Raw genomic sequence first — 25,529 nt, forward strand, 5'->3', positions numbered from 1 at the left:
TAATCTATTTTTCTTTCCGTCGCATATTAAAGCGGTGCTTCTTATGACGGCCGCCATCCCGACGGTTATCATTACGGTGGTACCCATGGTGAGAATGACCACGGTACTGACCACGATGGTTATTACGATGGCGATAGTTATTGTGCCCACGATGACGACGCGGTAACGGCTTTTCTGGCGTAATCTTAACCGGCACCTGACTTGCATCGTCCTTGGTAATGGTATTCAACAGTGCTGCCACCAAGTCGACGGCGTCATGGGTTTCCAATAATTTGTGTGCTGCTTCCTCATAACGCTCATTAGTTGGCTGAGCAATCAACTCATCGATATCGTTGAACGCTGAAGCAACTTGTCCCCGGAAAGCTTCTTCAGCCGTTGGCGGCTTCAATGGCAGCATCCGAACCTTCGTCAGCTTTTCAATTTCGTGGAGGTAGTCCATTTCGTTTGGCGTAACAAAGGTCAATGAAACACCGTGATGTCCTGCCCGGCCCGTCCGGCCAATGCGGTGAACGTAACTATCCGGATCAGACGGAATATCATAATTATAAACGTGGGTTACACCAGAAATGTCTAATCCCCGCGCAGCAACGTCCGTCGCCACTAAGATATCAATCTTGCCGGCTTTAAAACGACGCATAATCTTCGTTCGTCGTTCCTGAGTCAGGTCGCCATGAATACCCGCGGCATTATAGCCCCGCATAATCAACCCACGCGACAACTCATCAACCCGCCGCTTTGTACGGCCAAAGACGATCGTTAAATCCGGATCTTGCACGTCAATCAGCCGGGTCATAATGTCGAACTTCTCGTGTTCACGTGCCCGAACATAGTACTGGTCGACTAAGTCTGTGGTCAATTCCTTGGCCTTAATCTTGACCATCTTCGGGTCCTTCATAAACTGCACACCAATCTTCTTGATGGAATCTGGCATCGTTGCAGAAAAGAGCAGTGTTTGTCGGTTAGCCGGCGTTTCGGCAATAATGGCCTTGATATCTTCCAGAAAACCCATGTCGAGCATGTCATCCGCTTCGTCCAATACCAACGTCTTAATCGTCCCTAATTTCAAGGTATGGCGACGTAGGTGGTCGCGAATTCGGCCCGGAGTACCCACCACAATCTGCGGATGACTCTTGAGACTACGGATTTGTCGGCGAATATCTGCCCCGCCGTACACCACTTGAACCTTAACGTGGCTATCACGCCCCAGACGGAATAACTCTTCTTGCGTTTGAATCGCTAACTCACGGGTTGGCGAAATGATTAACGCCTGAAGGTGGGGGTCCTTAGTATCAACATGTTCAATAATGGGCAAGCCGAATGCGGCAGTTTTCCCCGTCCCCGTTTGTGCTTGACCAATAACATCGTCCCCGGCCAAGACCATCGGAATCGTCTGTTCCTGGATGGGCGTTGCTTCTTCATAACCGCTGCGCTTAACAGCCTTTAACAGGCTTGTTGACAAGCCCAGTTCACTAAATTTCAAAAAATTCCTCCTTGTAAAAGACGGCGATGGTCGTCTCCTTTACGCTTATTCGGTAGTCGACGGTAAAATCTTCGCCAGGACCTGTTCCAGGTGAATCCCGTGACTTCCCTTTAATAAAATAACGTCATTTTCTTGTAAGTCATGGTTAAGGTCAGTCACCAATGGTGCCAACTGATCAGCACCATAGTAGTGGATGGCACTTACCGGGTAACCGTCTTTGGCTAACTGATCACGGAGAGCGGCCATTTCAGAACCGACTAAGTAAACTTCCTGAAGTGTGGCCGGATTAATAACCTCGGCCAGACTCGCGTGCAGCTTTGGTGATGCTTCACCTAACTCCAGCATGTCGCCAAGAACAGCAATTCGCCGTCCCTCGTCGCTAACGGGAACATTCTGCAAGGTCTCCAGAACGTCACGGGCAGCCGTTGGGTTAGAGTTATAGACGTCAGATAAGATTTTTTCACCGGCCGCCCCCGTTAACCACTCTGCTCGGTTAGCTGTGAGGTCCGGGTTAGCCAGGCCCTTCTTCATATTAGCTGGTCGAATATGCAGCCTATTGGCAACGGCTAACGCTGCCAGGGCGTTGCTGACATTGTACTCACCAGTTAACGGAACTGTAAATTCCTCATCAGGCCAGACGTTAGTAGTAAAAGTCAACTGGTTAGTGCCAACCGTTACCGCCGTGGCGTAAAGATTGTTGCCTAACTCCCGACCAAAGGTATAAGTACCCTGTTTAAGGTCCTTGGTTCGTTCACGTAACAATGGTTCATCGCCGTTATAAATCAGTAGGCCGTCTTCCTTGAGGCCATGGGTAATTTCCATCTTCGCATCAGCAATCCGGTCACGGGTCCCAAAGAATTCAATATGGGCTTCACCAATCATCGTAATGACCGCAACATCTGGATTAGCTAGCTTGCTCAGCTGGTCCAACTGCTGGAACCGATCCATTCCCATTTCAACAACCACTACTTCAGTGTTCGCGTTCATGTTCAATAACGTCACGGGAACACCAATTTCATTATTAAAGTTGGCGTGCGTTTTAATAACATTATACTGGGTGGACAGAATCGAAGCGGTTAAGTCCTTTGTTGTCGTCTTACCGTTGCTTCCGGTTACCGCAACGACAATCGGGTTGATCTTGTGAACGTAATACTTACTCAGCTTTTGCAGTGCTGCCAGTGGGTCATCGACAACCAGCACTGGATGGTCAGCAGGAACCGGCTGGTGATCAGCTGCCCACAGCGTAGCCACTGCCCCGTGTTCAAAGGCACTACCAACAAACCGGTGTCCGTCGTTATTGCCTTTCAGTGGCACAAACAATGCGCCCGGGGCCATCTGTCGACTGTCAAAGGCGACGCTGCTGACAGTAATATCTTCCCATTGGGAAACGTCATTTCGCACTTGGAGTGCCTTGGCAATTTCCCGAATCTTCATTTTCATCGTTAAATCCTCTTTCAAACAATCTTACATTTTTTCTAAACGAGCAATTCGTGCATCTAGCGGCGGGTGGGTATCAAAAAGCGCGCTCAGCCCACGACCGTGCGCCGCGTTCAGGTGTGGAGAACTGATGTAAAGCGAGGCACACTCGGCACTACTCTGCTTCATCGGCTGTGCCTCTTTCAACTTGGTTAACGCCGCAATTAGCCCCTGGGGGTTACGTGTCAGTTCAACAGAGCCGGCATCCGCCAGATACTCCCGGTTACGAGACAGTGCTAACTGAACAAGTGTTGCTGCCAGTGGTGCCAGGAAAATCAACAAAATGGCGCCGACAGCTACCAAGACGCCGCCACCATCATCATCGTTATCGCGACTGCCACCAAACCACCACGCATGGGTAGCGAAGTTAGCTAAAAAGGTAATGGCGCCAGCTAACGCCATGGCAACAGTCTGCAAACGAATATCATAGTTCCTGACGTGACTCATTTCGTGTCCCATCACACCTTCCAACTCTTCTCTGTTCATCTGGGACAAAAGACCCGTTGTCGCTGCCACAGCAGCATGTTGTGGGTCGCTACCCGTTGCAAAAGCGTTGGGACTGGGATCATCAATAATAAACACCCGCGGCATAGGAACGTTAGCGGCCAGCGCCATGTCTTCGACTACGTGGTAGAATTCTGGAGCCTGACTAGCATCACGAAGCTCCTGGGCATTATTCATCCGCATCACCATGTCAGCGGACTGGCCGCCTACCACCGACAAATAGATGAGTGCCAAGATGGCGGCAACGATGACCCCACCAGTTGCTGTGCCGGCAAAAACATAACCAATTGCCGCGCCAACCAGTGCTAAAAGCAAAAAGAAAACGGCAACCACAAGGACCGTTTTACGTTTGTTTCTGGCGATTTGCTGATACAGCATAAAGCCACATTCTCCTTTATTTTTAATTAGTCGTCAAACGAAATCTTTGGTACTTCTTGGGCCTTTTCTGGCGCCTTTAAGTAGTCAATTGCGGTAAAGTGCGCCAGTGAGGCGACGATCTTTGACGGGAACTGCTGAATTTTCGCGTTCAGGGCTGCTGCCGTGCTGTTGTATAACTGACGAGAGTAAGCAATCTTGTTTTCGGTATTAGTCAGCTCCTCCATCAACTTGGCATATTCGGTGCTGGCCTTGAGGTCTGGATAATTTTCCGCAACAGCAACTAACGAGTGCAAAGCACCTGTTAATTGGTTAGCCACTGTCATTTTTTCCTGGTGGTTTTCTTCAGGAATCCCCGCTAATTCAGAGCGCAGCTTGGTAACCTTGTCGAAGACGCCTTGTTCGTACTTTGAGTATCCCTTAACAGTTGCAAGTAGGTTAGGGATTAAGTCGTTTCGCCGGGTTAACTGAACATCAATCTGGCTCCATGATTCCTGGACATGAGTGCGCATCGCTACTAGGCCGTTGTAGGTCATGACATACCAAATAACGATGACGGCAACAACGATGATAGCAATAATCCATCCTGTACTCATTTCAGTCTCTCCTCCTTAGGATTACATATCTTTTCGTCTCAATATGACATTTTACCAGGTTTGCCAGTGAAACACACGATTTATCGCTGATTAATGTGGCAAAACACCAGATCGTGTACAATAAAGATATAAAAGTGTAGAAAGCGAAGTGTGATTTCATGAAAATATTATTTGTCTGCCTCGGCAATATTTGCCGGTCAGCGATGGCAGAGGCGATGTTTCGCCAGATGGTTGAAGACGCCGGACTCAGTGACCAAATTCAAGTCGATTCAGCAGGAACCAGTAACGAGGAAGAGGGAAATGGCCCCCACCCTGGTGCCCGTCGCTGCCTAGCACGGCACAACATTAGCGCTGACGGACTGGTTTCTCGACCGCTAAACCGTGACGACTACTTTTCCGCCGACTATATTGTCGGGATGGACGAGATGAACATGGAAGACATTCTTGACCGGGCACCGCAAGGTCATCACGCACAGCTATGCGGTATTTTTGACCTCGTGCCGGGTCGGAAAGGTGAATCCATTCCAGACCCTTGGTACACCCACCGTTTCGAAGACACTTACGATAGTCTTGCGATCGCTTTACCGACCTGGTTGTCCAAACTACAACAAGAAGTTAAGCATTAAACAAAACAGGGCCCGTCTATTGCTCACAGCACATGGACGGGTCATGTTTTGCTTAACGACCATTAGTGTATTTTTCACTTAGAACCTTTTGGACACTCCGTGGTGCCTGCTTAAACTTCTCAGACTTGACGTAGTTCCCCCGAATAAGTAAGCGGTTGGCTCCCGTTGCGTCACAGGTAACCATCGTAATAATCTTCTCCGGAGTATTATCCACCACCTGAACATCCGTTGCTGGAATAAACTTCCGCTCATAAATTTTGTATTCATAAACCCGGTCAAGATCGGTTAAGTAAACCTTTTGACCGACCTTTGCATGGTAGTACAGTGGCGAAAAAAGAATCTTGCTACCATTGGCCATATTGTGTCCCGCTAAGGCGTAATTTCCTTCACCCATTTTCATATCCGGACGCATTGTACCGGCAGCCAGTGCCAGGGTAGTATTGTCAACCCCCTTTGCAATGGGTACCGACATCTTAATTGCCGGCACGGCAACAACACCAATGATGTTAACCTTTTGTCTGCTGGCACGAGCTTGCGCTGCCGACTGCAGGTCAAGATCCTTGACGTTGCTAAAATCGTAGGAAGCCTTTTTACTGCTGTTCTTCTTAATTGTCGCTGATGTCAGTTGCGGCCGATATGATCCAACCAGGTAATACTTAATCTGCTGGTTAAAGATTAATACCAAACTCACTAACAAGAGGATCACTACGGCGGCCCAGCGCAACCAGCCTTTTTTCTTCTTCATGTCTCCACCTCATTAGCAGAAAACGCCCGTCGGTTAACCAACGGACGTTTTATTATTTTCATAGACACACTCAATGAGCGTCTCAAGATAGGATTTAGTTGTTCTTCAGGCCGTACTTCTTGTTGAAACGTTCAACGGCACCGTCGGCCTTGTTAAACTTCTGCTTACCAGTGTAGAACGGGTGAGAATCTGAAGAAACTTCAACCCGGATCAGTGGGTATTCGTTACCGTCTTCCCACTTAACCGTTTCACTGGAAGTAGCAGTAGAACCGGATAAGAACTTGTAGCCAGTTGATGAGTCTTCAAAAACTACCATGTGGTAATCTGGATGAATTCCTTTTTTCATAATATATTTCTCCTTTGCCATGAATCATTTTGAAACATAGTTTGTCGTTAGTCAACTTTTGTAGAATATCATAGTTTGACCAATGTTGCAACCACCAAGGGTGATTTTCACACTAATCCGCATCGTCGTCAACAATCGTCACATCAGCGTTCAACCGGTTGAGCTTCCACACAATCCGGTCATAGCCACGCAGGATGTTACCCGCGCCGTGGATCACCGTCGTCCCCGTTGCCATTAAACCGGCAATCGTTAAGGCGGCACCTGCCCGGATTTCACCGGCCTGCACTTCAGCACCATGAAGGTTGGCGGTGTGCTCGACCGTAATCAAACCGTCCTGGTTGCGGATGTTCATCCCCATTTTCTGCAGTTGCGGGATATGTCCTACTCGTTCAGGGTAAATGGTATCCTCAATCGTGCTCTTGCCGCTGGCCAATGACATCAGCGGACTCAACGGCTGCTGAAGGTCAGTCGCAAAACCCGGGTAAGGCATGGTTTTGACGTGGACGCCGTGCAAGTGGTCGGTCCGCGGAACATAAATCTTATCGATGTCAATCTGCAAATCAACGCCCATTTCGATCATCTTACTGGTGAATGACTCCAGGTGTTCTGGAATAACGTTATTAAGCATTACACCATCACCCATCGCTGCCGCAAGTGAAAGGTAGGTCCCCGTCTCAATCCGGTCGGCGATTACCGTGTGGGTGTTCATCGACTGGAGAGTTGCCACCCCGTGAATCCGGATTTCATCGGTACCCGCACCGCGGATCTGTGCACCCATGTTGTTCAAAAAGGTGGTGAGGTCAACGATTTCTGGTTCCCGGGCGGCGTTTTCAATTACTGTTGTTCCCTCAGCACGGACAGCCGCCAGAATAGCATTAATAGTTGCCCCCACTGAAACCACGTCGAGAAAGATCCGGTTGCCGTGAAGACCATCAGGAGCATCCAGGTGGACCGTCCCGTGGTCTTCGTCAACCGTGGCACCAAGTGCGCGAAAGGCCTTCAGGTGCTGGTCAATTGGCCGCGGGCCAATATCATCCCCACCCGGGAAGGTTAATGTTGCCCGGTGGAAGCGGCCCAGCAGAGCCCCCATAAAGTAGTAAGAAGCCCGCAACGATTTAATCGCCTTGCTCGGTAATTCTGCCTCAACAATTTGCGTTGGGTCAATATCCAACACGCCGTGAGAAAATGATGACGTCACGTTCATTGATTGCAGAATGATCATCAGGTTATGGACGTCTGAAATATCCGGTACGGTATCGAAACGCACTGGCGTGTCGGCTAAAATAGCGGCGGGAATTAGCGCAACGGTGCTGTTCTTAGCCCCACCGATTGTCACTTCACCCGACAGGCGGTTTCCTCCCTTAATGATCATCTTTTTCATTGCTGATATCCTCGTTTCAATTTTAGTAAATCATTTTAACGCTTATGTAGACTGGAAAAACAGTCAATAAATATCATAAGAAAAAACCACTGCAATTACAACTAATTCTGGCAATCAATCGCAAAAATTAGGAAACTATTTACCTTCTGCTGCCGCCTTGACGAAGGCTTTGAATAATCCTTCCGGACGGTTAGGCCGTGATAGGAATTCAGGGTGGTACTGAGCAGCCACGAAGAACTTCTTCTTTGGCAGTTCAACGACTTCCACCAGGTTCCGATCCGGGTTGATCCCAGAAATTACTAGTCCGTGATCTTCAATTTCTTGGCGGAACTTGTTATTGAATTCGTAACGGTGACGGTGACGTTCACTGATCATCGACTGGTTATCATAAGCTGCCGCTGCAACAGTTCCCGGAACCAGCTTGCACGGGTAAGCCCCTAACCGTTGAGTGCCACCCATGTCTTCCACGTCTTCCTGGTCGGACATCAGGTCAATGATATTGTGCTTCGTGTTCGGGTTGAATTCAGTCGAATTTGCATCCTGGTAGCCAAGGACGTCCCGCGCAAATTCAATGCAAGCAGTCTGCATCCCCAGGCAAATTCCCAGGAACGGTATGTTGTTTTCACGAGCGTATTTGATAGCCGTAATCATTCCCTCGACACCACGAGAGCCAAAGCCACCGGGAACCAGAATCCCATCATATGCCCCTAGTTTCTCGACAACATTGTCTTCATTAATGGTTTCTGAGTTAAAGTGGTCAATTTTAACCTTGGCATCAACAGGATAACCAGCATGGCGAAGAGCTTCATTGACCGAAATGTAAGCATCCTGCAGGTTAGTATACTTACCAACCATGGCAATCTTAACCGTCTTGTTGAGGTCGTGTTCAATGTGGTGCACCATTTCCGTCCAGGAACGCATATCTGCTTCTGGGGCGTCAATGTTAAAGTGATCACACACTAGCTGGTCAAAGCCCTGTTTTTGCAGGTTAAGCGGAATCTCGTAGAGGGTGTTGACGTCCAGCGATTCAATAACCGCCTTCGGGTCCACATCACAGAAGAGGGCAATCTTCTTACGCATTGCATCCGTAATCGGCTTTTCGGTCCGGACAACCAAGATGTTCGGTTGAATTCCCAGTCCACGCAGTTCCCGCACAGAATGCTGAGTTGGCTTTGTTTTCATTTCACCGGCTGCCCGCAGGTATGGTACCAGGGTAGCGTGAATGTACAGGACATTGTCAGCACCGGCCTCTTTCTTCATTTGCCGGATTGCTTCCATGAACGGCTGTGATTCAATATCACCAACTGTCCCCCCAATTTCAGTAATAACTACCTCAGCATCGGTACTCTCGCCGGCACGCATAATCTTATCCTTGATCGCATTGGTAATGTGCGGAATAACCTGGACAGTATGACCCAGATAGTCACCACGCCGTTCCTTTTTCAGAACTTCAGAATAAATTTTCCCGGTTGTAACGTTAGAGTACTTGTTTAAATCATTGTCAATAAACCGTTCATAATGGCCAAGGTCCAGGTCGGTTTCCGTCCCATCGTTAGTGACAAAGACTTCACCGTGCTGGTAAGGACTCATCGTTCCCGGGTCCACGTTAATGTATGGGTCAAACTTCTGAATTGCCACCTTCAGGCCACGATTTTTCAGTAGCCGGCCAAGGGATGCCGCAACAATCCCTTTCCCCAGTGACGAAACAACACCGCCAGTAACAAAAATATACTTGGTCATCTTGAATCTCCTTTTCTCACTTGCACGCTGACAATAAGGAAAAAGCTCCCCATTTCTAATGAAACAGGGAGCTTTTATGACGAGATTTAAGCCTGATTAATCTCAGGCGCCCAAGAAAGATAGTACAGGGCATCCGCAATTTAGTCAAGATAAAAGTTAAATTTATTCATCATCATCGTCATCCAGGTCTTCATCGTTCAACTCGGATAACTGGTCTTCTAAGCCGGCATCGGGAAGATCATCGTCAGTGTCGGGATTGTCTTCATCAAAGTCGTCGTCACTGGTGGTGTCATCATCAGTATCGTCCAGATCATCATCTTCTGGATCGTCATTGTCGTAGTCGATCACATCATCATCGTCATCGGCTCCGGCCAAAAAGGCGTTGACCTTACGGCGCTTCTTCTTTGGTCGCTCTTCTTCACCCTCGTCATCGCCGATCGTTGCTTCATCGATCGACTCAAATGGGTACCAGGAGCGGAGCCCCCACGTGTTGTCACCAAGGGAAATGAAGCTCCCGTCGATGTTCAAGTCGGTGTAGAACTGGGAGAGCCGTTCACGAATTTCTTCGTCGCTCTTTCCCATGTACTGCTGGACCTCGTTAGTTAGGTCAACGAATGACATTCCTTCGCCATGCTGTGCAAGAATAGCATGGGCCACTTCAACCATCGACAGTTCGGACTTATCTTGACCGTCAAAAACCTTCAGATCCAAAATGGTGCACATCCCTTCAAAAAAGTCTAACTTACATCTTACATGATTAACGGTGAAATTGCAATGAAACATGGTAGGAACCAACAAGCATTCCTGCCGAATGAAGTTCATATTCTATTTCCAATTGGCCCTGGCAATCGTCCCAGTCAACCGTCGACGATAATTGTCTGGTCACCACCCGCAGTTCAATCGGTCCGTAAGCAGTCTGGTAACGACTAGTAGTTTCCTGTTCCTGATCAAAAATAAAACGGGTTTGGACGTCACCGGAACGAAGGAGGTGTACCTGGTCGTCATCCAACCGGAATTGAACTGGCGTGGCTACCCCCTGCTGGTGTTCAGTATAACGAAGATAGTGCTTGCCACCGACCGTCGCCAGCTGACCATCTTCTTCAAACGAAAAGCGAGCTTGCTGACCGTCCTGGTTCATTTTTGACTCCATTTTTACCTTCACTGGAACAACCTTTTTCATGAAACGCCCTCCTTTTACCGTCCTTATCTTGCCAAAGGGTAATTGCCGCTGTCAAGTTCGCCGATTCAAGTTGGTCTTTTCGCCCGCTTTGCTTATAATATTGGTAATACATTCTTACTTAATGGAGGAATTTCATGAGCTTCAATGAAGAACAACTGCAACACGAAAAAGTCTTTCGTGACCCCATTCACGGAACCATTACCATCGATAACCAGATTATCCTCGACCTAATTAACACTCCCGAATTTCAACGGTTGCGCAGGGTTAAACAGCTTGGAACGACTAGTCTGGTGTTTCATGGTGCGGAACATTCACGTTTTGGTCACTGCCTCGGCGTTTATGAGATTACCCGCCGCCTCTGCGACCAGTTTCACCGCAACTACCCCAGTGAAGTCGATGGTGATGGCCTCTGGAATGATAACGAACGCCCCGTCGCCCTCTGTGCGGCCCTCCTGCACGACCTTGGTCACGGCCCGTTTTCCCACACCTTTGAGCACATTTTTAACACTGACCACGAGCAAATTACTCGCCGGTTGATTACCGACCCGTCAACCAACGTTAACCGGATTCTTAAGAGGGTCAGTGACGATTTCCCAGTGCAAGTAGCGAGTGTTATCAGTCATGAGTACCCTAACCCACAGGTCGTATCCATGATTTCCAGCCAAGTAGATGCTGACCGAATGGACTACCTTCAACGTGACGCCTACTACACGGGAACTAATTATGGGAAATTCGACTTAGACCGGGTTTTACGAGTAATGCAGCCGACAAAAGACGGAATCGCCTTTAAGATGTCAGGAATGCACGCAGTTGAAGATTACATCATTAGCCGCCTGCAAATGTACTTGCAAGTGTACTTTCACCCGGTAACCCGGTCGCTAGAAGTCATCTTGGACCACCTGCTCAAGCGCGCCCACTGGCTTTATAACCATCCCGACCAGCAACGGGAAGCATTCAGCCCAGAACTACTAATGCCGTTCTTCCGTGGAAAGTTCACTCTCAGCGACTACCTGGCACTAGATGATGGTACACTGACCACCTACTTTACCCAGTGGAAGAATTCGCGTGACGAAATTCTGGCCGACCTCGCCCACCGTTTTCTTGACCGGCTGCCATTAAAGTCAGCTGAATACAATGATCAAACTGCTAAACTATTGCCGAAACTTCGTAAAATTATCCAGGCATCCGGGTTTAATAGTGATTATTACACGGCAACTAACGCTTCGTACAAGCTGCCTTATGATACCTACCGGCCACAAGTTTCTCAACCGCAAACCCAGATTGAGCTTATTCAACCCGATGGTGAGTTAGTGGAGTTGTCCACCGTCTCAACACTGGTCAAAAGTGTTTCCGGCAAGGAGGCCGGCGACCAACGGTTCTTCTTTCCCAAAGAAATGCTCTCCCAGTCGAATGATCTCGAACTGTTCACGCCATATTATGAGGAGTTCCAAAGTCATATTAAAAATAACCATGTCTGCTAGCATTAATAACTGAAAAATGATTATCCACCATGAGCGTGCATTGACCGTCCATGGTGGTTAATTTTTATACCCCCCTGATTGAAAGGCGAAGAAGTTAATGGCAACCAAAAAGCAGTGTCCCAGCGGAAATGCCGGCACACTGCTTCCAATTATACTTAAAAGTCATTAATCATTAACCTTTTTAACCGTCATCGTTTGTGGGTTGTAGTCGAAAATGCCGACCAAGTTGGAGACGGTGTGGTCATCGTTGTCCTTGCGTACCTCATAACGGTAAACACCATTAGTGTGGCTTTGGGTAATGATCTGGTAGTGGCTATCGTTAAATCCCATCTGGTTAGCAAAAGCGATGACTGCCTTGTCGTTAGCTTGGCGGTTAGAATTAGCCTGGGACTGAGTTGGTCCACCAGTCTGCTGTTGAACAGCACGGGCGTGTAAGGCCTTAGTTGCGGATTCCAGACGACTGTTATTCGACTGGGTAGACTTGGTGGATTCTGCAGCCTGGCTGTACTGCTGATTGGAGTAAGCATCCTGAGCCTGCAGATAGTTCCTCAAGTCAGCCTTAAGTTCTTTAACCTTTTGTGATGGTGAATGAACATCGTCCAAGCGGTCCAGTGCCGTCTGGTAACGACCTTCTTTAATAAATTTCTTTGCGTCCTTGATCGCCTTGGCGGAAGGACTCAATGTTTGCTGCGATGATGAGCTACTGCTGGACGTACTCGTTGCTTGGTGGCTACCACAGCCAACCAGCATTGTCCCCATCAGTAAAACAACCGCGCCGCTAGCAAGTCGACGATTAATCTTTTTCATAATGACTCCTCCCTTGTTCTTCACCCTTATTTTACCAGTTAATCCCTTCACCACGACCAGGGATTAACTTTCTTAAGAATTCCTTAGTTAATTAGACCAAAAACAACCAGGGAGCGTTCAAGTTCTACTCCCTGGTCGTTGTTTTGACTAGACCAATTTTGCCGTACCCACATGTCGGATCATCAACTGGTCTTATTTACCTTGCTTTAAAACGATATCGCTTGGCTTAACTTCACTACCAAAGTACGGTTTTAGTTCCTGGTTGAAGTCCTTAGTAAAGAAGCCTTGCTTGTTCAGCTTGCTGATTTCCTTGTTGGTCCAGTTCAACAGTGAACTATTGCCCTTCTTAACTGCCGGGGCAATGTATTGGTGAGGGCCCACACTCTTAATCCCCACTGTGTACTTCGGGTTCTTTTTGACCCAGGCGTAAAGGTAGGAGTTGTCGTCTGCCAACGCTGCTGCCCGGCCGTTTTTCAGCGCGTTAAACTGTTGCGTCTTGGAATCAAACTTCAGCAGGGAAACACCCTTTTGTTTGGACGTAAAGTAGTTTTCTGCCGTTGTTCCCTTCGTCACAATCAGTTTCTTACCCTTTAACTGGCTCACTTTGGTAATCTTCTTGCTCTTTGGCGAAACGACCCCCACTGAGACCTTCATGTACGGCTTAGCGAAGTCAACTGCCTGTTTTCTTTCTGGCGTTTCGGTAAAGTTGGCCAGAACAATATCAGCCTTGTTGGAGTTCAACGTATCAACACGGTTATTAGCGTTAACCTGCACAAACTTTACTTTAACGCCCATGTCCTTAGCCATCTGGCGCGCAAGAGCTACGTCATAACCAACTCGTTTACCATCCTTGTTGACCCAACCGTATGGCGGTAAGTCACCAAACGTTGCTACTCGCAACACGCCCCGTTTTTTAATGGCCGCAACGGAACTATCCTTATCTGCAGCGTTCACGTTAGTTGGTTTGAGGTTCACCACACTCAGTGTCAAGGCAGCGATGCTAGCGACAGTCAGGGCCGCTTTAACGATCTTTTTCCAGTTAATTGTCATTTTAGTACTCCCTTTCTCTTAATAATCCATACTACCAAGGAACTCCGCCGCCCGCTTTGTTTGTGGGTGGTCAAAGAACTGCTTGCCTAGCGTTTCTTCTAAAATCTTGCCATTTTCCAAAAATAATACTCTGTCCGCAATTTGCGCCGCAAAGTTCATTTCGTGGGTCACGATAATCATCGTCATGTGGTCACGATCCGCTAACTCCTTAATGATGTTGAGGACACCACGCACCATCTCGGGGTCAAGCGAAGCCGTCACCTCATCAAAGAGCATCAATTCTGGGTGCATCGCCAACGCCCGCACAATCGCGATCCGTTGTTTCTGTCCTCCAGAGAGTTGACGAGGATATGAATTAGCCTGGTCAGCTAAACCCACGCGCTCCAGTAATTCATTGGCCTCTTTTTTCACCGTTTCTTCTGCCCGGTGCTGCACCTTTACTGGTGCCAGGAGGATATTTTCCATCACCGTTAAGTTAGGAAAAAGGTCGTAGCTCTGGAACACCATCCCAATTTTCTGCCGGAGTGCCAACCACTGCTGATGAGTTGGCTCAACTTTCTTGTTGTGGAAGTAGATACTACCGTCTTGAAAGTCTTCCAGCCCATTCAGCGTTCTTAAAAGGGTACTTTTTCCGGAACCAGACGGTCCCAGCAAGGTGACCACCTCGCCGCGGTTAATCTTAAAGTTGATATCATAAAGGACTTGCCAGTCCCCATAAAATTTGTTGAGGTGTTCAACCCGTAATACTTCTTCTGCCATTTTGCCACCTGCTTTCCTAGTTTAATGATTGTTCGTTAGCCGCTTTGACAACCGCGACAACGGATAGTCAACGATGAAGTAGAGGAAGAAAATCAAACCGTAAACCCAGAAGACACCGGTGGGATAGGTCTGGTTGTTGGCCTCAATAATTTGTTGACCGACATTGATCACGTCCATAATGCTAATCATCATCAAGAGAGAAGTCGTCTTCACCACCCGCGTTGCCAGGTTAATCGTTGCCGGCAACTCTAATCGAAACGCCTGTGGTAGTAATACGTAGCGGAATAACTGCCACTCATTCATCCCCAGTGCCAATCCCGTTTCCCGCTGGTGTACTGGTACCGACTCGAGAGCACCGCGAACAATATCGCTGAACTCCGCTGATACCCACAGGGAAAAAGCAAGAACTGCCATCCATGTTGCAGGCAGGTTCACGTGGAACTGCCGCGGTAAGATGTAGTAAACAAGGAAAAGGAGAACCACCGTCGGAACAATTCGGAAAAATTCAAGGTACAGTAGCAAGAGCAACCGAACAAAGCGGTTTTGCCTTGTTCTTAGCAGTCCCAGCAGCGTCCCCAGTACTAAACCAATGACTAGTGAAAGAGCCGCAATCCAGACAGACGTCCACAGGCCGCCCATCAGTCGAGCAAAGTTAGTGCCCTCAAACAAAACGTTAATCCCCGAATGTGCCATAACGGACCCTCCTTTCCAACCAATCGAAGAAGATAATCAACGGAATCAAGATGATGGCGTACGCAACCACCAGAACGAAGAGGTATTCATTGGAGCGGTAGTACATGCCAATTAGATCAAGCGCCGTGTTCGTCAGCTCCGGAATAGCAATTACCGAAAAAATCGACGTTTCCTTAATCAAGAAAATAACGTTGGCTGCCAGGGCCGGCATGCTCAAAGCCAGTCCCTGCCGGAAGACCACATAACGGGCTAACTGAAGCTTATTCATTCCCAGCGCTTTCCCGCTTTCAATTTGTGACTTCGAAACCCCGTTAAAGCCGCCAAGAAAACCTTCAGACATGTAAGCACCACCGAGAAAAATCAACCCGATAATCCCCGCAGTATCTGCCGACATTTTCCAACCAATCACCGGAAAGGCGTAGTACAAGAAGAATAACTGAATTAACAACGGGGTGTTACGTGCTAATTCGACGTAGGCCGTTATTATCCGGCTAATTACTGGTACTCGGAAGTATTGAAGCAGGCTGCTAATAATCCCGACGATAATTGCACCACCAATACCGACAAATGATAACCAGAGGGTCAGTTTAAAACCGGCAACAAAATTTGGCAGGCTTTGTGAGATGACACTCCAATCCATGACTATTCCCTCCTCTTTCTTATTTTTAGTAAGTAAAAGCGCCTAAAAAAAGACCTGCAAGCCCTTATCAGACTTCGCAGGTCTAATTAGTCCGGGAAACCATCCCGTTATTTTACCGACTAATTGGAGTACGAATTACTGAACTTTGGGCATGTCAAATAGCTTGTTGCAACAAAGACAACAAGTAGCGCAAAGTTCAGCTGACAGCTCAAAGTTTAGCATGTGATTCGTCTCCTTTCTTTTCGTTAGTTTGTATTTTAATGGCATCTTCAGCCGATGTCAACAACAAACTTACTTTTTCTCGGTATTTTATTGTTCGTTTTCGTCGTCCATCTCAGTAAAGCGGTTATTAAACAGCGGACTGACTGGCCGGTTTTCGTTGATCCGCTTAATAGCTGACCCGATTAGTGGCGCCACTGATACCTGCTTAATCTTATCGATTTGCTTTTCTGGTGTCAGTTTGATGGAGTCAGTCACCACTACCTCTTTTAGTGGTGACTTTTCCAGTCGTTCAATTGCTGGGCCGGACAAGACAGCGTGGGTCGCAGCAGCATAGACTTCCGTTGCTCCCTGTTCCATCAAAGCCTTGGAACCCAGGGTAATCGTCCCCGCCGTATCGATCATATCATCAAGCATGATACACTTCTTGCCGCGAACGTCCCCGATAATGTTCATAATCTGTGCCACGTTAGCGCGTGGACGTCGTTTATCAATAATGGCAATCGGTGCCTTCAAAAACTCGGCAAGCGCGCGAGCACGGGTAACCCCACCGTGATCCGGTGAAATCACAACGGCATATTCTGCCACTCCGTTAGCAATAAAGTAGTCAGCCAATAATGGTGCACCCATCAAGTGGTCTACCGGAATGTCAAAGAATCCCTGAATCTGGGCAGCATGCAGGTCCAGCGCCAGTACGCGGTCAGCGCCAGCATGCTCGATCATGTTAGCGACGAGCTTAGCCGTGATTGGCTCCCGCGAGCGGGTCTTGCGATCCTGACGAGCATAGCCATAGTACGGCAATACGACGTTGATCGTGTTAGCTGATGCCCGACGTAAGGCGTCAATCATGATCAACAATTCCATCAAGTTGTCATTAACCGGAGCGGAAGTTGACTGGATAACGTAAACATTATCTCCACGAATACTTTCTTCAATGTTAATCTGAATTTCACCATCAGAAAAACGGTCGACGGACAACTTACCCAGGTCAACCCCGACATAATCGGCAATCTTTTGGGCCAGTGGTCGGTTAGAGTTGAGTGCAAAGATCTTTAACCGATCATCAAAATAACGTTCTTTCATCGGATCCTCCAATTCAAACAATACGCATACGCTTACATCATAAGTAGTTTTTACGTAAAGCGCAACTGCTTACCACGGTAATTTTTTCGCGTAGTCCTTTTTATTTGTCTGACGTGAACGGGCAATGGCCATGTCAAAACGGTCCGTATCATCAGTAATCGTCGAACCAGCGGCAATAAAAGAGTCCGCCGCAATGTTAACTGGCGCAACCAGGTTAGAGTTGCTGCCGATAAAGGCGTGGTCTCCAACGTTGGTGTGGTGCTTCTTAGCGCCGTCGTAGTTAACAAAGACCACCCCACAACCAACGTTGATGTTCGTACCCAGTGTCGCATCGCCAATGTAGGTCAGGTGACCGACCTTCGTGCCGTCGCCAATGTAAGCTTTCTTAATCTCACAGAAATTACCAATGTGAACGTTTTTGCCGATCTCAGCTTGCGGGCGCAAGTGGCTGTTAGGGCCGATGTTGCTGCCGGTGTGCATTTCTGCCTCTTCCAGCGTCGATGAAATCACCTTGACATCATCATGGATCACAGAATCTGTAATCCGCGAGTGGGCACCGATCAAGCAGTCACTACCGATGACGGTCTGCCCCTTAATCACTACCCCGCCTTCAATCACTGTATCGCGCCCAACTTTAACACCGGCATCAATGTAAGTATGGTCAGGATCAATCATTGATACCCCTTCACTCATCAGCTTGGTGTTGATTCGCTGACGCATCAGTTCGTTTGCCCGGGCGAGGGCAATGCGGTCGTTGACGCCCATCGTTTCGTTAAAATCGTCATCACGGTAAGCCGTCACAATCTCGCCCTCATGCTTGAGGATGCCAATGACGTCTGTCAGGTAGTATTCACCCTGGGCATTGTTGTTATTAATCAACTTCAGTGCCGCAAATAGTTTCTGGTTATCGAAACAATAAACGCCAGTGTTGATTTCGTGAATAGCTCGTTCTTCCTTCGTGGCATCTTTTTGTTCCACTATCCGTTCGACAATGCCAACGTCGTTACGAACAATCCGCCCGTAGCCTGTCGGATCAGGAGCATTAGAAGTGAGAATAGTAGCTGCTGAATGACGCTGCTCATGGTATTCACACAGTTTCCGGAAGGTTGCAGCAGTCAGCAAAGGTGTATCCCCGCTAACAATAATCGTTTCACCAGTAGAGTCATGGAGCAGGTCTTCCGTCTGCATTACGGCGTGACCGGTTCCTAGTTGCTGCTTTTGGAGGGCAAAGTGGGTCCGATCACCCAGCGCCTCCTTCACTGTTTCAGCGCCAAACCCGACAACGGTGACAATGTTTTCGATCTTTGCCTGCTGTAATTGTTCTAAGACGTGTTCGACCATTGATTTACCGCAAACCTGATGTAAAACCTTGTACAGTTTGGACTTCATCCGTGTCCCTTTGCCTGCTGCCAAAATAATTGCGTTTCGTTCAGTCATTTCTATTGCTCCTTTTGGTTAAAAACATTTTCCATGTAGTTACCAGGACCAACTTCAATTGCGGAGTTGGCTGCATCCGTCGCGTGCACCTTAATCAGCGAAGTACAGTTCTTAACCAAGCGGTCGCCGTTAAACTGACCTTCGGCAAAAACCGTTGCACCAACCAGGTGGGCACCAAACTCCTTAATCAGCGAGTACATCCCGTTAATCGTTCCGCCACCCTTAATAAAGTCATCAACAACCACGACGTGTGCGCCCGCTGAAAGCGTCCGCCGTGATAATTCCATCTTCTTGATCCGGTTTGATGACCCAGAAACATAGTTGACACTGACCGTCGAACCTTCTGTGATGTGTGAGCTATTGCGGACAATGACAAACGGCTTGTTCAAGTACATGGCCACACTCTGGGCAATTGGAATCCCCTTCGTTTCTACCGTCATCACAACGTCAACCTGGGTATCGACGTACTGGGTCGCAATTAACTGGCCCACTGACCGTAAAATATCAGGTCGGCCTAGTAAGTCAGATAAGTAAACATACCCCCCTGGCAACAGACGACTCTTATCATCAACCGCTTCTTCAAGCGAGCTCAGCAGTTCGCTTGCCCGCTGCTGAGAATAGCAGGGAGTGAATTCCGCTCCACCAGCCGCACCAGGCAGTGTGGCCAGTTTACCTACCCCCATCGTATGAAACGTTTTGCGAACAATGCTTAAATCCTCACTGATTGAGGACTTAGCAGCGCCGTAACGTTCACCAAAAAACTTCAGGGACACCAGCTCCCGCGGGTGCTCCATGAAGTAATGCGTCATATCAACTAAACGATTGCTCCGTCTAACTTTCATCGTTTAACCTTTCCTTTTCCGGACAAATAAAACAAATTACCATCAAATCATACCATAATGTTCGGCTTTTCGTCCTGCTTTTTTGCCAAAAAGCTTCGCCTGACCGCTAATTATTAACCCGCCACCGATATACCAGGGCGCTACCATAAATTAGCACTTCAATCGTGGCAATAAAAAAGCTCACCGGCCAGTTGCTTAAGTATGCCAAGTACAAGCCAAGCCAGGTTCCCACCAGTGAAAACAACACGGCAAGCAGTATCATCTTAGCCACCCCGTGAGTGTAGTACTTAGCACTAGCTGCGGGAAGCGTCAGGAGAATAAAAATCAGCAGGGAACCGACAATTTGGGAGGCGACACTGACCGCTACTGCTACTAGGATTAAAAAGACAATTGCCAGGAGACGTTGCGGCAACCCGTTAGCCCGTGCGCCAACATCGTCAAATGAATCAAACTTCATCATTCTATAACAAAGAAGTAAGACGGCAAATACCACCACCGACAGGATCACCAGCTGCCACACCTCGGGCAAACTAATGCCCACAACGCTCCCGAAAAGGATGCTAGTAGCCGAACTGGCTGTCTTGTTGCTCAATGATAAAAACAGAATACCTAGTCCCAAAAAGAGCGCAGAGACCGCACTAATGACCGATTCGCGCCGTGTTTCATCGCTGCTCAGCTGGCCGACGATAACCGAACTCAGGGTCGTAAACAATAGCATCCCCAATAAAGCAGGCCACTGCATAAAGACGGCAAACGCCGCTCCCGAAAAACCAATTTCTGACAGCGTATGGGTCAAAAATGACATATTGCGAGCAACAACAAAAACACCGATCATCCCGCTGACCACCGCGATAATAGTGGCGGCCGCAAAGGCGTGACGCATAAAACTCAGTTGAAACATTATTCGTCACCCTCCTCGCTGCTTGCGGGCAGCTCATTGATTGGTCCCTGTTCATATTCTTGCGGCATTAAATGTAGGTAACGAGTGCCATAGTGTTTGGCCAATTCCCAGTCGTGAGTGATAAAGAGCACCGAGAGTCCCTGTTGCTGAAAGCGGCTGACAAGGTCGAGCAATTCAAATTTCATCTCGTTATCCAAACTAGCCGTAGATTCATCCATAATCAATAATTGCGGAGCGGCCAACAGTGCTTGGGCCAGGTAGGCCCGTTGTTTTTCCCCACCAGAGGCCAACCCTAACGGCCGTTCAGCAGTCTCCGCTAATTTAGTTTGTTCTAGAATCTGTTGCAAACGGTGTCTCTCATCCCGTGATAACCATGGACGGATTGTGTTAGGAAAGTTGAGCGCCACAAAGTCGCGGATTGACAGGGGATACTCGGCGTCAAGGTTGCGAAACTGGGGGACATAGCCAATTCGTAGCCCTGCTTGCTTATTAATGGTCCCTTCCTGGGGCGTCAAAAAGCCCAACAAAGACCGAATCAGCGTCGTTTTTCCCACACCATTTTCCCCGATGACAACCAGGAAGTCGCCCTGGTTAACGGCAAAGCTCAAGTCATGGACAACCACGTGCTTTCCGTAGCCAAGAGTCAAATGATCAGCTGAAATTAATGCGATGACGATCCCTCCTTCTCCTGAATCCGAATCAACTGCTGGTATTCGTTTAATAGCCAGTTGACGTCACTAATGTTTTTTGGTTTGGTCTCAGTAACCTTTAAAACTGGAACGTTTTCCTTGTTCGCTAACTGAACCAAATTCTTAATCGTCTTCCCGCTACTCTGGGTATTTTCCACCAAAAATGCGACGCGGTGATTAACAAGGTCGTCCTGCAGATAGCGAACGTCGGCCGGTGAGGGATCACTCCCATCCTCAACAGCCTTCGCAAAATGCGGATCGCTGATTGAATAACCCAGGTAGTCCAAAGCATAGTCAAACACCGGCTCTGTAACTGCTACCCGCTTATTTGCTGACCGCTGTGCATTCTTCTTGGCAGTAGCAATAGTTTGCTGAAGCGGAGTTAGTTGTTTCTTAAAACGACGGGCATTGGCGTGGTAGTCGTCCGCATGGTCAGGGTCGATTTTAGAATACTGCTGAGCAAGTCGATCAGCTAAACGTGGCAAAGTTGACGGCAGATACCACACGTGCTCATTATCGCCGGCATGCTTGTTAGCAACTTGCCGTGCCACATTAATCATTGCTAGCTGACGGTTATTACTAGCCACTAGTTTATTAAGCCAGTAATCGTATCCCAGACCGTTAACCACCACGACGTTTGCCCGGGAAACGGTTTCGGCCTGAGATGTTGATGGCTGAAAATCATGCGGATCCACTGCCGTGCTATTGATGAGCGTTGTTACTTGCCCGTGAGGGCCAGCCACCTCCCGGGCAACATCACCATAAACGCCAAGACTGGTAACCACCCTTACCGGTTTTTGCCGGTGAAAAGTCGGTCGCCAGTCAGTAATCATTAAACATAAAATAACCGCTAAAAAAACAGTTAGTCCTGCAACACCACGCACAAAGTGGTCCTTCATTAGTCGTTCCAACACTGCAACGTTTCCCCCATTATTCCTATAACAGCATCACCCGGTAAACTTCACGACAAAATCCCCGCAACCCATTTTCGACCCGCCGTGCGCGGGATTCATTATGGCAGAGAGCGAAGACCGTCGGGCCTGTACCACTCATTTGCGCGGCGTCAGCACCCAGGCGGAGCATCCGGTCTTTAATTTTGGTAATTTGTGGATACTGAGCAGCCGTCACTGGTTCTAAGACGTTACCCATATACTGAAAGGTATCCGCCCACTCACCCACTTTAATTCTTTCAATCAGCTTATCTACCTGCAGGTGTTTAATCTGCTCATAGTTGATTTGCCGCAAAATGGCCGGGGTCGACACACTGATCTTTTGCTTGGCAATGACTGCCCAGTAGTGCGGAAAGGCCGGTAACAAATCAACCTGCTCCCCGTGGCCGGTAACGTGAGCCGTCTGACTATAAATACAGTAAGGGACATCAGAATCAATGCTTAAAGAAAGCCGGGCCAGCTCGCCCTGACTAAGGCCTAACTGCCAAATTTTATTAAGCGCCCTCAAAACCGCCGCAGCGTCACTAGAGCCACCGCCGAGTCCTGCCGCCACTGGTATCTTCTTTTTAATCCGGATTGTCACCCCATCAGTACGATGAAAACGGCTATGCAGGATATGAGCTGCCTGAAAGGCAAGGTTGCGTTGGTCATTAGGCAGGTAACAACTATCAGTGAAGACGCGAATAGTTCCTGGCTGCTGGTGAGTCTCCACAGTGACATAATCCGCGAGGTCGACTGACGTCATAACCATGTCCCACCGGGGCAAGCCATCAAAATAGCGCATCGGCGTGTCGAGCGCCAGGTTGATTTTCGCTGGCGCTTTTTCCTGCAATTTCATGAAGACTCACCCCCGTTCGGATTTTCTCTCCTAAATTATACCGATGACCGGTACATCCTTTCAACAATAACGAAAAAAGAAGCCGTGGATTTCCCACGACTTCTTACTCTTCAATTTCAGCGGCAGGAAAATCTACCGCAATTTCCTTAGTCAAAATATCGGTATAGGTGTAGGAAACGTGGTCCATCGTCCCGATTGCTGATTCAGGAGATAGTTTAATCACAAAAACAGCGGGATACGTTTCGGCAATTACACCACGCTGTTTTTTCACCCTGTTGCGGCCTAGCTGGGCAGTTACCAGCACTGCTTGGCCCTTCTCTGCATCAATCCGTTCTTTAATGCCATCAATTGTGTTCGGCACGTAATTCACCTCGTGTGAAACATTATACGCGCGTTTCACAAAGCTGTCAATTTGAACATATGTTATTACAAACTAGCTAATTAAATGCGCCTCATGAAGGCCATTAGTGAGGTCGATAAACTGCAATAAGGTCAGCTTTTCTGGTCGGAGCTGCGGATCAATGCCCAGCTGATCCAGTACCGCCACTGATTTTGACAGCACTGTCGCGTCCTTCCCGACGAAGCGCTTTAAGTTATTACGCAAACTCTTTCGCCGGTGAGCAAAACAGCCACGAATGACCTTGAATAATGCCTGCTGGCTAAAGGGCAGCCGGGCTAGTGGCGCTTTTCGGGGAGAAATCGTCACAATTGCGGAATCCACATTTGGTGCCGGCACAAACGAATGACGGGAAACACCAAACGCCAGCTGAGCTTGGCCATGGTACTGAATTGCCAGTGTCAGCGCACCGTATTGTTTGGTCCCCGGCTTAGCAGCCAACCGTTCGGCAACTTCCTTTTGCATCATGACGCAAATACAATCAAAACTAACTGGACTAGCTAGCAGCCCCATTAGGATGGGACTGGTAATGTAATATGGCAGGTTCGCAACCACTTTCACTGGCTTTTGTAGATCAGAAAAGTGCTGCTTGATTAATGACGGCAAATCAGCCTTAAGTACGTCCTGGTTAACCACCGTCACATTATCGTATGGTGCTAAAACATCATCAAGGACTGGTAGCAGACTTTGGTCAATTTCCAAAGCCAACACTTGTCCGGCAGCCAGTGCCAGTTGTTCAGTCAACGCCCCAATGCCCGGACCGATTTCAATCACATTATCGTCGCGATTAATATCTGCTGCCGCAACGATTTTTTTCAGTACGTTGACGTCGGTGAGGAAGTTTTGACCGTAACTCTTCTTGGCACGGATACCATATTTCTTTAAGATTTCCTGGGTCCGGCCTAAACTGCCGATCGCTGTCTGTTTACTCACGAGTTTCCTCCTCTTCGATCGTCTTCAGTGCCTGGTCAAAGGCAGCACGGCTCACCTGAAACATATTTAACCGCTTCAGCAGTTGCTTGCCGTTGCCGTAGCCGATATTGAGCAACTGGCCCAGCCGTTCCCGACGGTACTTAGCACGGGAAGAACCGACCAAGCCCGCCCGGGTCAGATCACCCTGTTGCCAGCTGGTGTGCTGATCAGTGGTAGTCGTGTAAAGGTGCGCTAAAGCAGCTCTAATTACCGCTGGATCCGCGTGCTCAACACCCAGACTGCCAGTTGTCGTCCCGGGAACACCCTGAGCGCGAGTAATAAAGGCTTGTTTAACGCCCGGAATCCGCTGACTGATGATCTTACGGAGCCGTTCACCGTTATAATCAGGGTCAGTCAAAATAATCAACCCGCGCTTTTTTTGCAAGATTGCTAGCCGTGATAGGTCATCTTCATCCAGGGCCGAGCCGTTGGTTTCATAAGTATCAGCAACGACGGCCTTCGCTAGCTGCTTAGTATCGTCTTTGCCCTCGACGACAATCACTTCTTTTATTTTTTTCATGAATTCTTTACCGGGAAAAGTCGCTGGGCATTAGCATAAGTAGTCTTAGCTACTTCTACCGGGTCAATTTCCTTCCACTTAGCCACTGCCATCACTACAAAGCGTGAATATGCTGGCTGGTTCTGTTCACCCCGGTGCGGCTCAGGCGTCAAATAAGGGGCATCGGTTTCCACCAGCAGGTGGTCGAGTGGCGTTTGTTTAACCGATTCATGAACTTCCTTGGCATTCTTAAAGCTAGCAACTCCCGAATAAGAAATTTCCATTCCGAGGTCCAAGAACTTGTTCAACCATTCAGGATCACCGTTAAAACTATGCATCACCCCGCCAAAGTCGCCAACGTGGGCTGCCTTTAATAACGGGTAGGCATCGGCAAAGGCGTCCCGGCAGTGAATGCTAACCGGCACATGTAAGTCAGCAGCGATTTCCAGCTGGCGGGCAAATACCTTCCGCTGAACGTCACGAGGCGAGGTGTCCCAGTGATAGTCCAGTCCGATTTCACCCAGGCCGACAACTAACGGGTTCTGCAAGTTGGTCACTAATTCATCCTCGGCCGCCTGGTCATAATTTTTCGCATCTTCCGGGTGCCAGCCGACGATGGCGTGCAGCTGATGATATTGTTCAGCTAGTTTCAGCGCCCGGTCGTTCAACTTTTTATTAGAACCAACAATGTTCATCTCCACCACACCGAGGTCCGCGGCTTTCTGTAGCCACTTTGGAACGTCATCATAAAAGGCGTCATCGTTGAGGTGGGTATGGGAGTCGTAGACCCGCATTGCTGGAATGTTAGCGTCGACTAAAGTTG

Annotated in this window: 28 protein-coding genes; 2 read left to right on the forward strand and 26 right to left on the reverse strand. The window is 48.4% G+C overall.

All coding sequences use genetic code 11. The features are described from left to right. Window positions 1-4: 4 nt before the first annotated feature. Genes C1710_RS02055 through C1710_RS02070 form a run of 4 tightly spaced genes read right to left on the reverse strand, consistent with a single transcriptional unit; the run spans window position 5 to window position 4,431 of the window. A complete protein-coding gene (locus tag C1710_RS02055) occupies window positions 5-1,480 on the reverse strand; it encodes a DEAD/DEAH box helicase (RefSeq protein WP_102279499.1) in 1,476 nt (491 codons plus the stop codon). A gap of 45 nt (window positions 1,481-1,525) precedes the next feature. Next, window positions 1,526-2,920, reverse strand: coding sequence for a UDP-N-acetylmuramoyl-tripeptide--D-alanyl-D-alanine ligase (locus C1710_RS02060; protein WP_102279501.1), 1,395 nt, complete (start codon window positions 2,918-2,920; stop codon window positions 1,526-1,528). A gap of 24 nt (window positions 2,921-2,944) precedes the next feature. Beyond that, window positions 2,945-3,838: a zinc metalloprotease HtpX gene (htpX, locus tag C1710_RS02065; protein WP_102279504.1), complete on the reverse strand. Its 894-nt coding sequence runs from the start codon at window positions 3,836-3,838 to the stop codon at window positions 2,945-2,947. 26 nt (window positions 3,839-3,864) lie between these two features. After that, entirely contained in the window at window positions 3,865-4,431 is a 567-nt protein-coding gene (locus C1710_RS02070; RefSeq protein ID WP_102279506.1) for a LemA family protein, read from the reverse strand. Between the two features lie 158 nt (window positions 4,432-4,589). Here C1710_RS02070 and C1710_RS02075 point away from each other — a divergent pair, with 158 nt between their 5' ends. Further along, complete coding sequence (locus C1710_RS02075) at window positions 4,590-5,057, forward strand: low molecular weight protein-tyrosine-phosphatase (RefSeq protein WP_102279508.1); 468 nt, start codon at window positions 4,590-4,592, stop codon at window positions 5,055-5,057. Window positions 5,058-5,109: 52 nt separating this feature from the next. On the opposite strand, the gene C1710_RS02080 is transcribed toward C1710_RS02075, so the two are convergent. The 6 genes from C1710_RS02080 to C1710_RS02105 form a co-directional block, all read right to left on the reverse strand. Then, on the reverse strand, window positions 5,110-5,802 hold the full coding sequence (locus C1710_RS02080) for a class A sortase (RefSeq protein WP_102279510.1): 693 nt from the start codon (window positions 5,800-5,802) through the stop codon (window positions 5,110-5,112). Between the two features lie 94 nt (window positions 5,803-5,896). After that, window positions 5,897-6,148, reverse strand: a complete 252-nt coding sequence (locus tag C1710_RS02085; protein WP_102279513.1) for a type B 50S ribosomal protein L31 — start codon at window positions 6,146-6,148, stop codon at window positions 5,897-5,899. Between the two features lie 112 nt (window positions 6,149-6,260). After that, complete coding sequence (locus C1710_RS02090) at window positions 6,261-7,529, reverse strand: UDP-N-acetylglucosamine 1-carboxyvinyltransferase (RefSeq protein ID WP_102279515.1); 1,269 nt, start codon at window positions 7,527-7,529, stop codon at window positions 6,261-6,263. Between the two features lie 135 nt (window positions 7,530-7,664). Next, entirely contained in the window at window positions 7,665-9,269 is a 1,605-nt protein-coding gene (locus C1710_RS02095) for a CTP synthase (RefSeq protein WP_102279517.1), read from the reverse strand. 162 nt (window positions 9,270-9,431) lie between these two features. Beyond that, a complete protein-coding gene (gene rpoE / locus C1710_RS02100) occupies window positions 9,432-9,980 on the reverse strand; it encodes a DNA-directed RNA polymerase subunit delta (protein WP_180961274.1) in 549 nt (182 codons plus the stop codon). Window positions 9,981-10,026: 46 nt separating this feature from the next. Next, the gene (locus C1710_RS02105) at window positions 10,027-10,449 is read right to left on the reverse strand and encodes a DUF1934 domain-containing protein (RefSeq protein ID WP_235857951.1); all 423 of its coding nucleotides are present in this window, start codon (window positions 10,447-10,449) and stop codon (window positions 10,027-10,029) included. Window positions 10,450-10,583: 134 nt separating this feature from the next. Here C1710_RS02105 and C1710_RS02110 point away from each other — a divergent pair, with 134 nt between their 5' ends. Then, window positions 10,584-11,930: an HD domain-containing protein gene (locus C1710_RS02110; protein WP_102279521.1), complete on the forward strand. Its 1,347-nt coding sequence runs from the start codon at window positions 10,584-10,586 to the stop codon at window positions 11,928-11,930. 165 nt (window positions 11,931-12,095) lie between these two features. Here the strand turns inward: C1710_RS02110 and C1710_RS02115 are convergent, their stop codons facing one another. The 16 genes from C1710_RS02115 to C1710_RS02190 form a co-directional block, all read right to left on the reverse strand. Continuing rightward, window positions 12,096-12,737, reverse strand: coding sequence for a hypothetical protein (locus C1710_RS02115; RefSeq protein ID WP_102279524.1), 642 nt, complete (start codon window positions 12,735-12,737; stop codon window positions 12,096-12,098). Window positions 12,738-12,929: 192 nt separating this feature from the next. Beyond that, the gene (locus tag C1710_RS02120; RefSeq protein ID WP_102279527.1) at window positions 12,930-13,787 is read right to left on the reverse strand and encodes a transporter substrate-binding domain-containing protein; all 858 of its coding nucleotides are present in this window, start codon (window positions 13,785-13,787) and stop codon (window positions 12,930-12,932) included. 18 nt (window positions 13,788-13,805) lie between these two features. After that, complete coding sequence (locus tag C1710_RS02125) at window positions 13,806-14,546, reverse strand: amino acid ABC transporter ATP-binding protein (protein WP_102279529.1); 741 nt, start codon at window positions 14,544-14,546, stop codon at window positions 13,806-13,808. 21 nt (window positions 14,547-14,567) lie between these two features. Then, window positions 14,568-15,239: an amino acid ABC transporter permease gene (locus tag C1710_RS02130; RefSeq protein ID WP_102279532.1), complete on the reverse strand. Its 672-nt coding sequence runs from the start codon at window positions 15,237-15,239 to the stop codon at window positions 14,568-14,570. Continuing rightward, entirely contained in the window at window positions 15,220-15,879 is a 660-nt protein-coding gene (locus C1710_RS02135) for an amino acid ABC transporter permease (protein WP_102279535.1), read from the reverse strand. The genes C1710_RS02130 and C1710_RS02135 overlap by 20 nt, the downstream gene beginning before the upstream one ends. A gap of 309 nt (window positions 15,880-16,188) precedes the next feature. Next, window positions 16,189-17,181, reverse strand: a complete 993-nt coding sequence (locus tag C1710_RS02140) for a ribose-phosphate diphosphokinase (protein WP_102279538.1) — start codon at window positions 17,179-17,181, stop codon at window positions 16,189-16,191. 69 nt (window positions 17,182-17,250) lie between these two features. Next, window positions 17,251-18,618 carry a bifunctional UDP-N-acetylglucosamine diphosphorylase/glucosamine-1-phosphate N-acetyltransferase GlmU gene (gene glmU, locus C1710_RS02145; protein WP_102279541.1) on the reverse strand — a complete coding sequence of 456 codons (1,368 nt, stop codon included), beginning with the start codon at window positions 18,616-18,618 and terminating at the stop codon, window positions 17,251-17,253. Window positions 18,619-18,620: 2 nt separating this feature from the next. Then, a complete protein-coding gene (gene purR / locus C1710_RS02150; protein WP_102279544.1) occupies window positions 18,621-19,460 on the reverse strand; it encodes a pur operon repressor in 840 nt (279 codons plus the stop codon). A 106-nt stretch (window positions 19,461-19,566) separates the two neighbouring features. Beyond that, entirely contained in the window at window positions 19,567-20,361 is a 795-nt protein-coding gene (locus C1710_RS02155) for a metal ABC transporter permease (protein WP_102279546.1), read from the reverse strand. Then, on the reverse strand, window positions 20,361-21,032 hold the full coding sequence (locus C1710_RS02160; protein ID WP_102279548.1) for an ATP-binding cassette domain-containing protein: 672 nt from the start codon (window positions 21,030-21,032) through the stop codon (window positions 20,361-20,363). The genes C1710_RS02155 and C1710_RS02160 overlap by 1 nt, the downstream gene beginning before the upstream one ends. Further along, entirely contained in the window at window positions 21,023-21,949 is a 927-nt protein-coding gene (locus C1710_RS02165; RefSeq protein WP_102281719.1) for a metal ABC transporter solute-binding protein, Zn/Mn family, read from the reverse strand. Before C1710_RS02165 ends, C1710_RS02160 begins: the two co-directional genes overlap by 10 nt. 37 nt (window positions 21,950-21,986) lie before the next feature. Beyond that, window positions 21,987-22,838 (reverse strand): 4-(cytidine 5'-diphospho)-2-C-methyl-D-erythritol kinase, encoded by an 852-nt coding sequence (ispE, locus tag C1710_RS02170; protein WP_102279550.1) that lies wholly within the window; start codon window positions 22,836-22,838, stop codon window positions 21,987-21,989. 103 nt (window positions 22,839-22,941) lie between these two features. Then, a complete protein-coding gene (locus tag C1710_RS02175; RefSeq protein ID WP_102279553.1) occupies window positions 22,942-23,199 on the reverse strand; it encodes a Veg family protein in 258 nt (85 codons plus the stop codon). Between the two features lie 72 nt (window positions 23,200-23,271). Further along, window positions 23,272-24,168 (reverse strand): 16S rRNA (adenine(1518)-N(6)/adenine(1519)-N(6))-dimethyltransferase RsmA, encoded by an 897-nt coding sequence (gene rsmA, locus C1710_RS02180; protein ID WP_102279555.1) that lies wholly within the window; start codon window positions 24,166-24,168, stop codon window positions 23,272-23,274. Then, window positions 24,161-24,727 carry a ribonuclease M5 gene (gene rnmV, locus C1710_RS02185; RefSeq protein ID WP_102279558.1) on the reverse strand — a complete coding sequence of 189 codons (567 nt, stop codon included), beginning with the start codon at window positions 24,725-24,727 and terminating at the stop codon, window positions 24,161-24,163. Before rnmV ends, rsmA begins: the two co-directional genes overlap by 8 nt. Then, the gene (locus tag C1710_RS02190) at window positions 24,724-25,500 is read right to left on the reverse strand and encodes a TatD family hydrolase (RefSeq protein WP_102281721.1); all 777 of its coding nucleotides are present in this window, start codon (window positions 25,498-25,500) and stop codon (window positions 24,724-24,726) included. Before C1710_RS02190 ends, rnmV begins: the two co-directional genes overlap by 4 nt. Between the last annotated feature and the right edge of the window lie 29 nt (window positions 25,501-25,529).

Origin of the sequence: [Lactobacillus] timonensis, assembly GCF_900240275.1 — a bacterium.
Lineage (GTDB): Bacteria > Bacillota > Bacilli > Lactobacillales > Lactobacillaceae > Limosilactobacillus > Limosilactobacillus timonensis.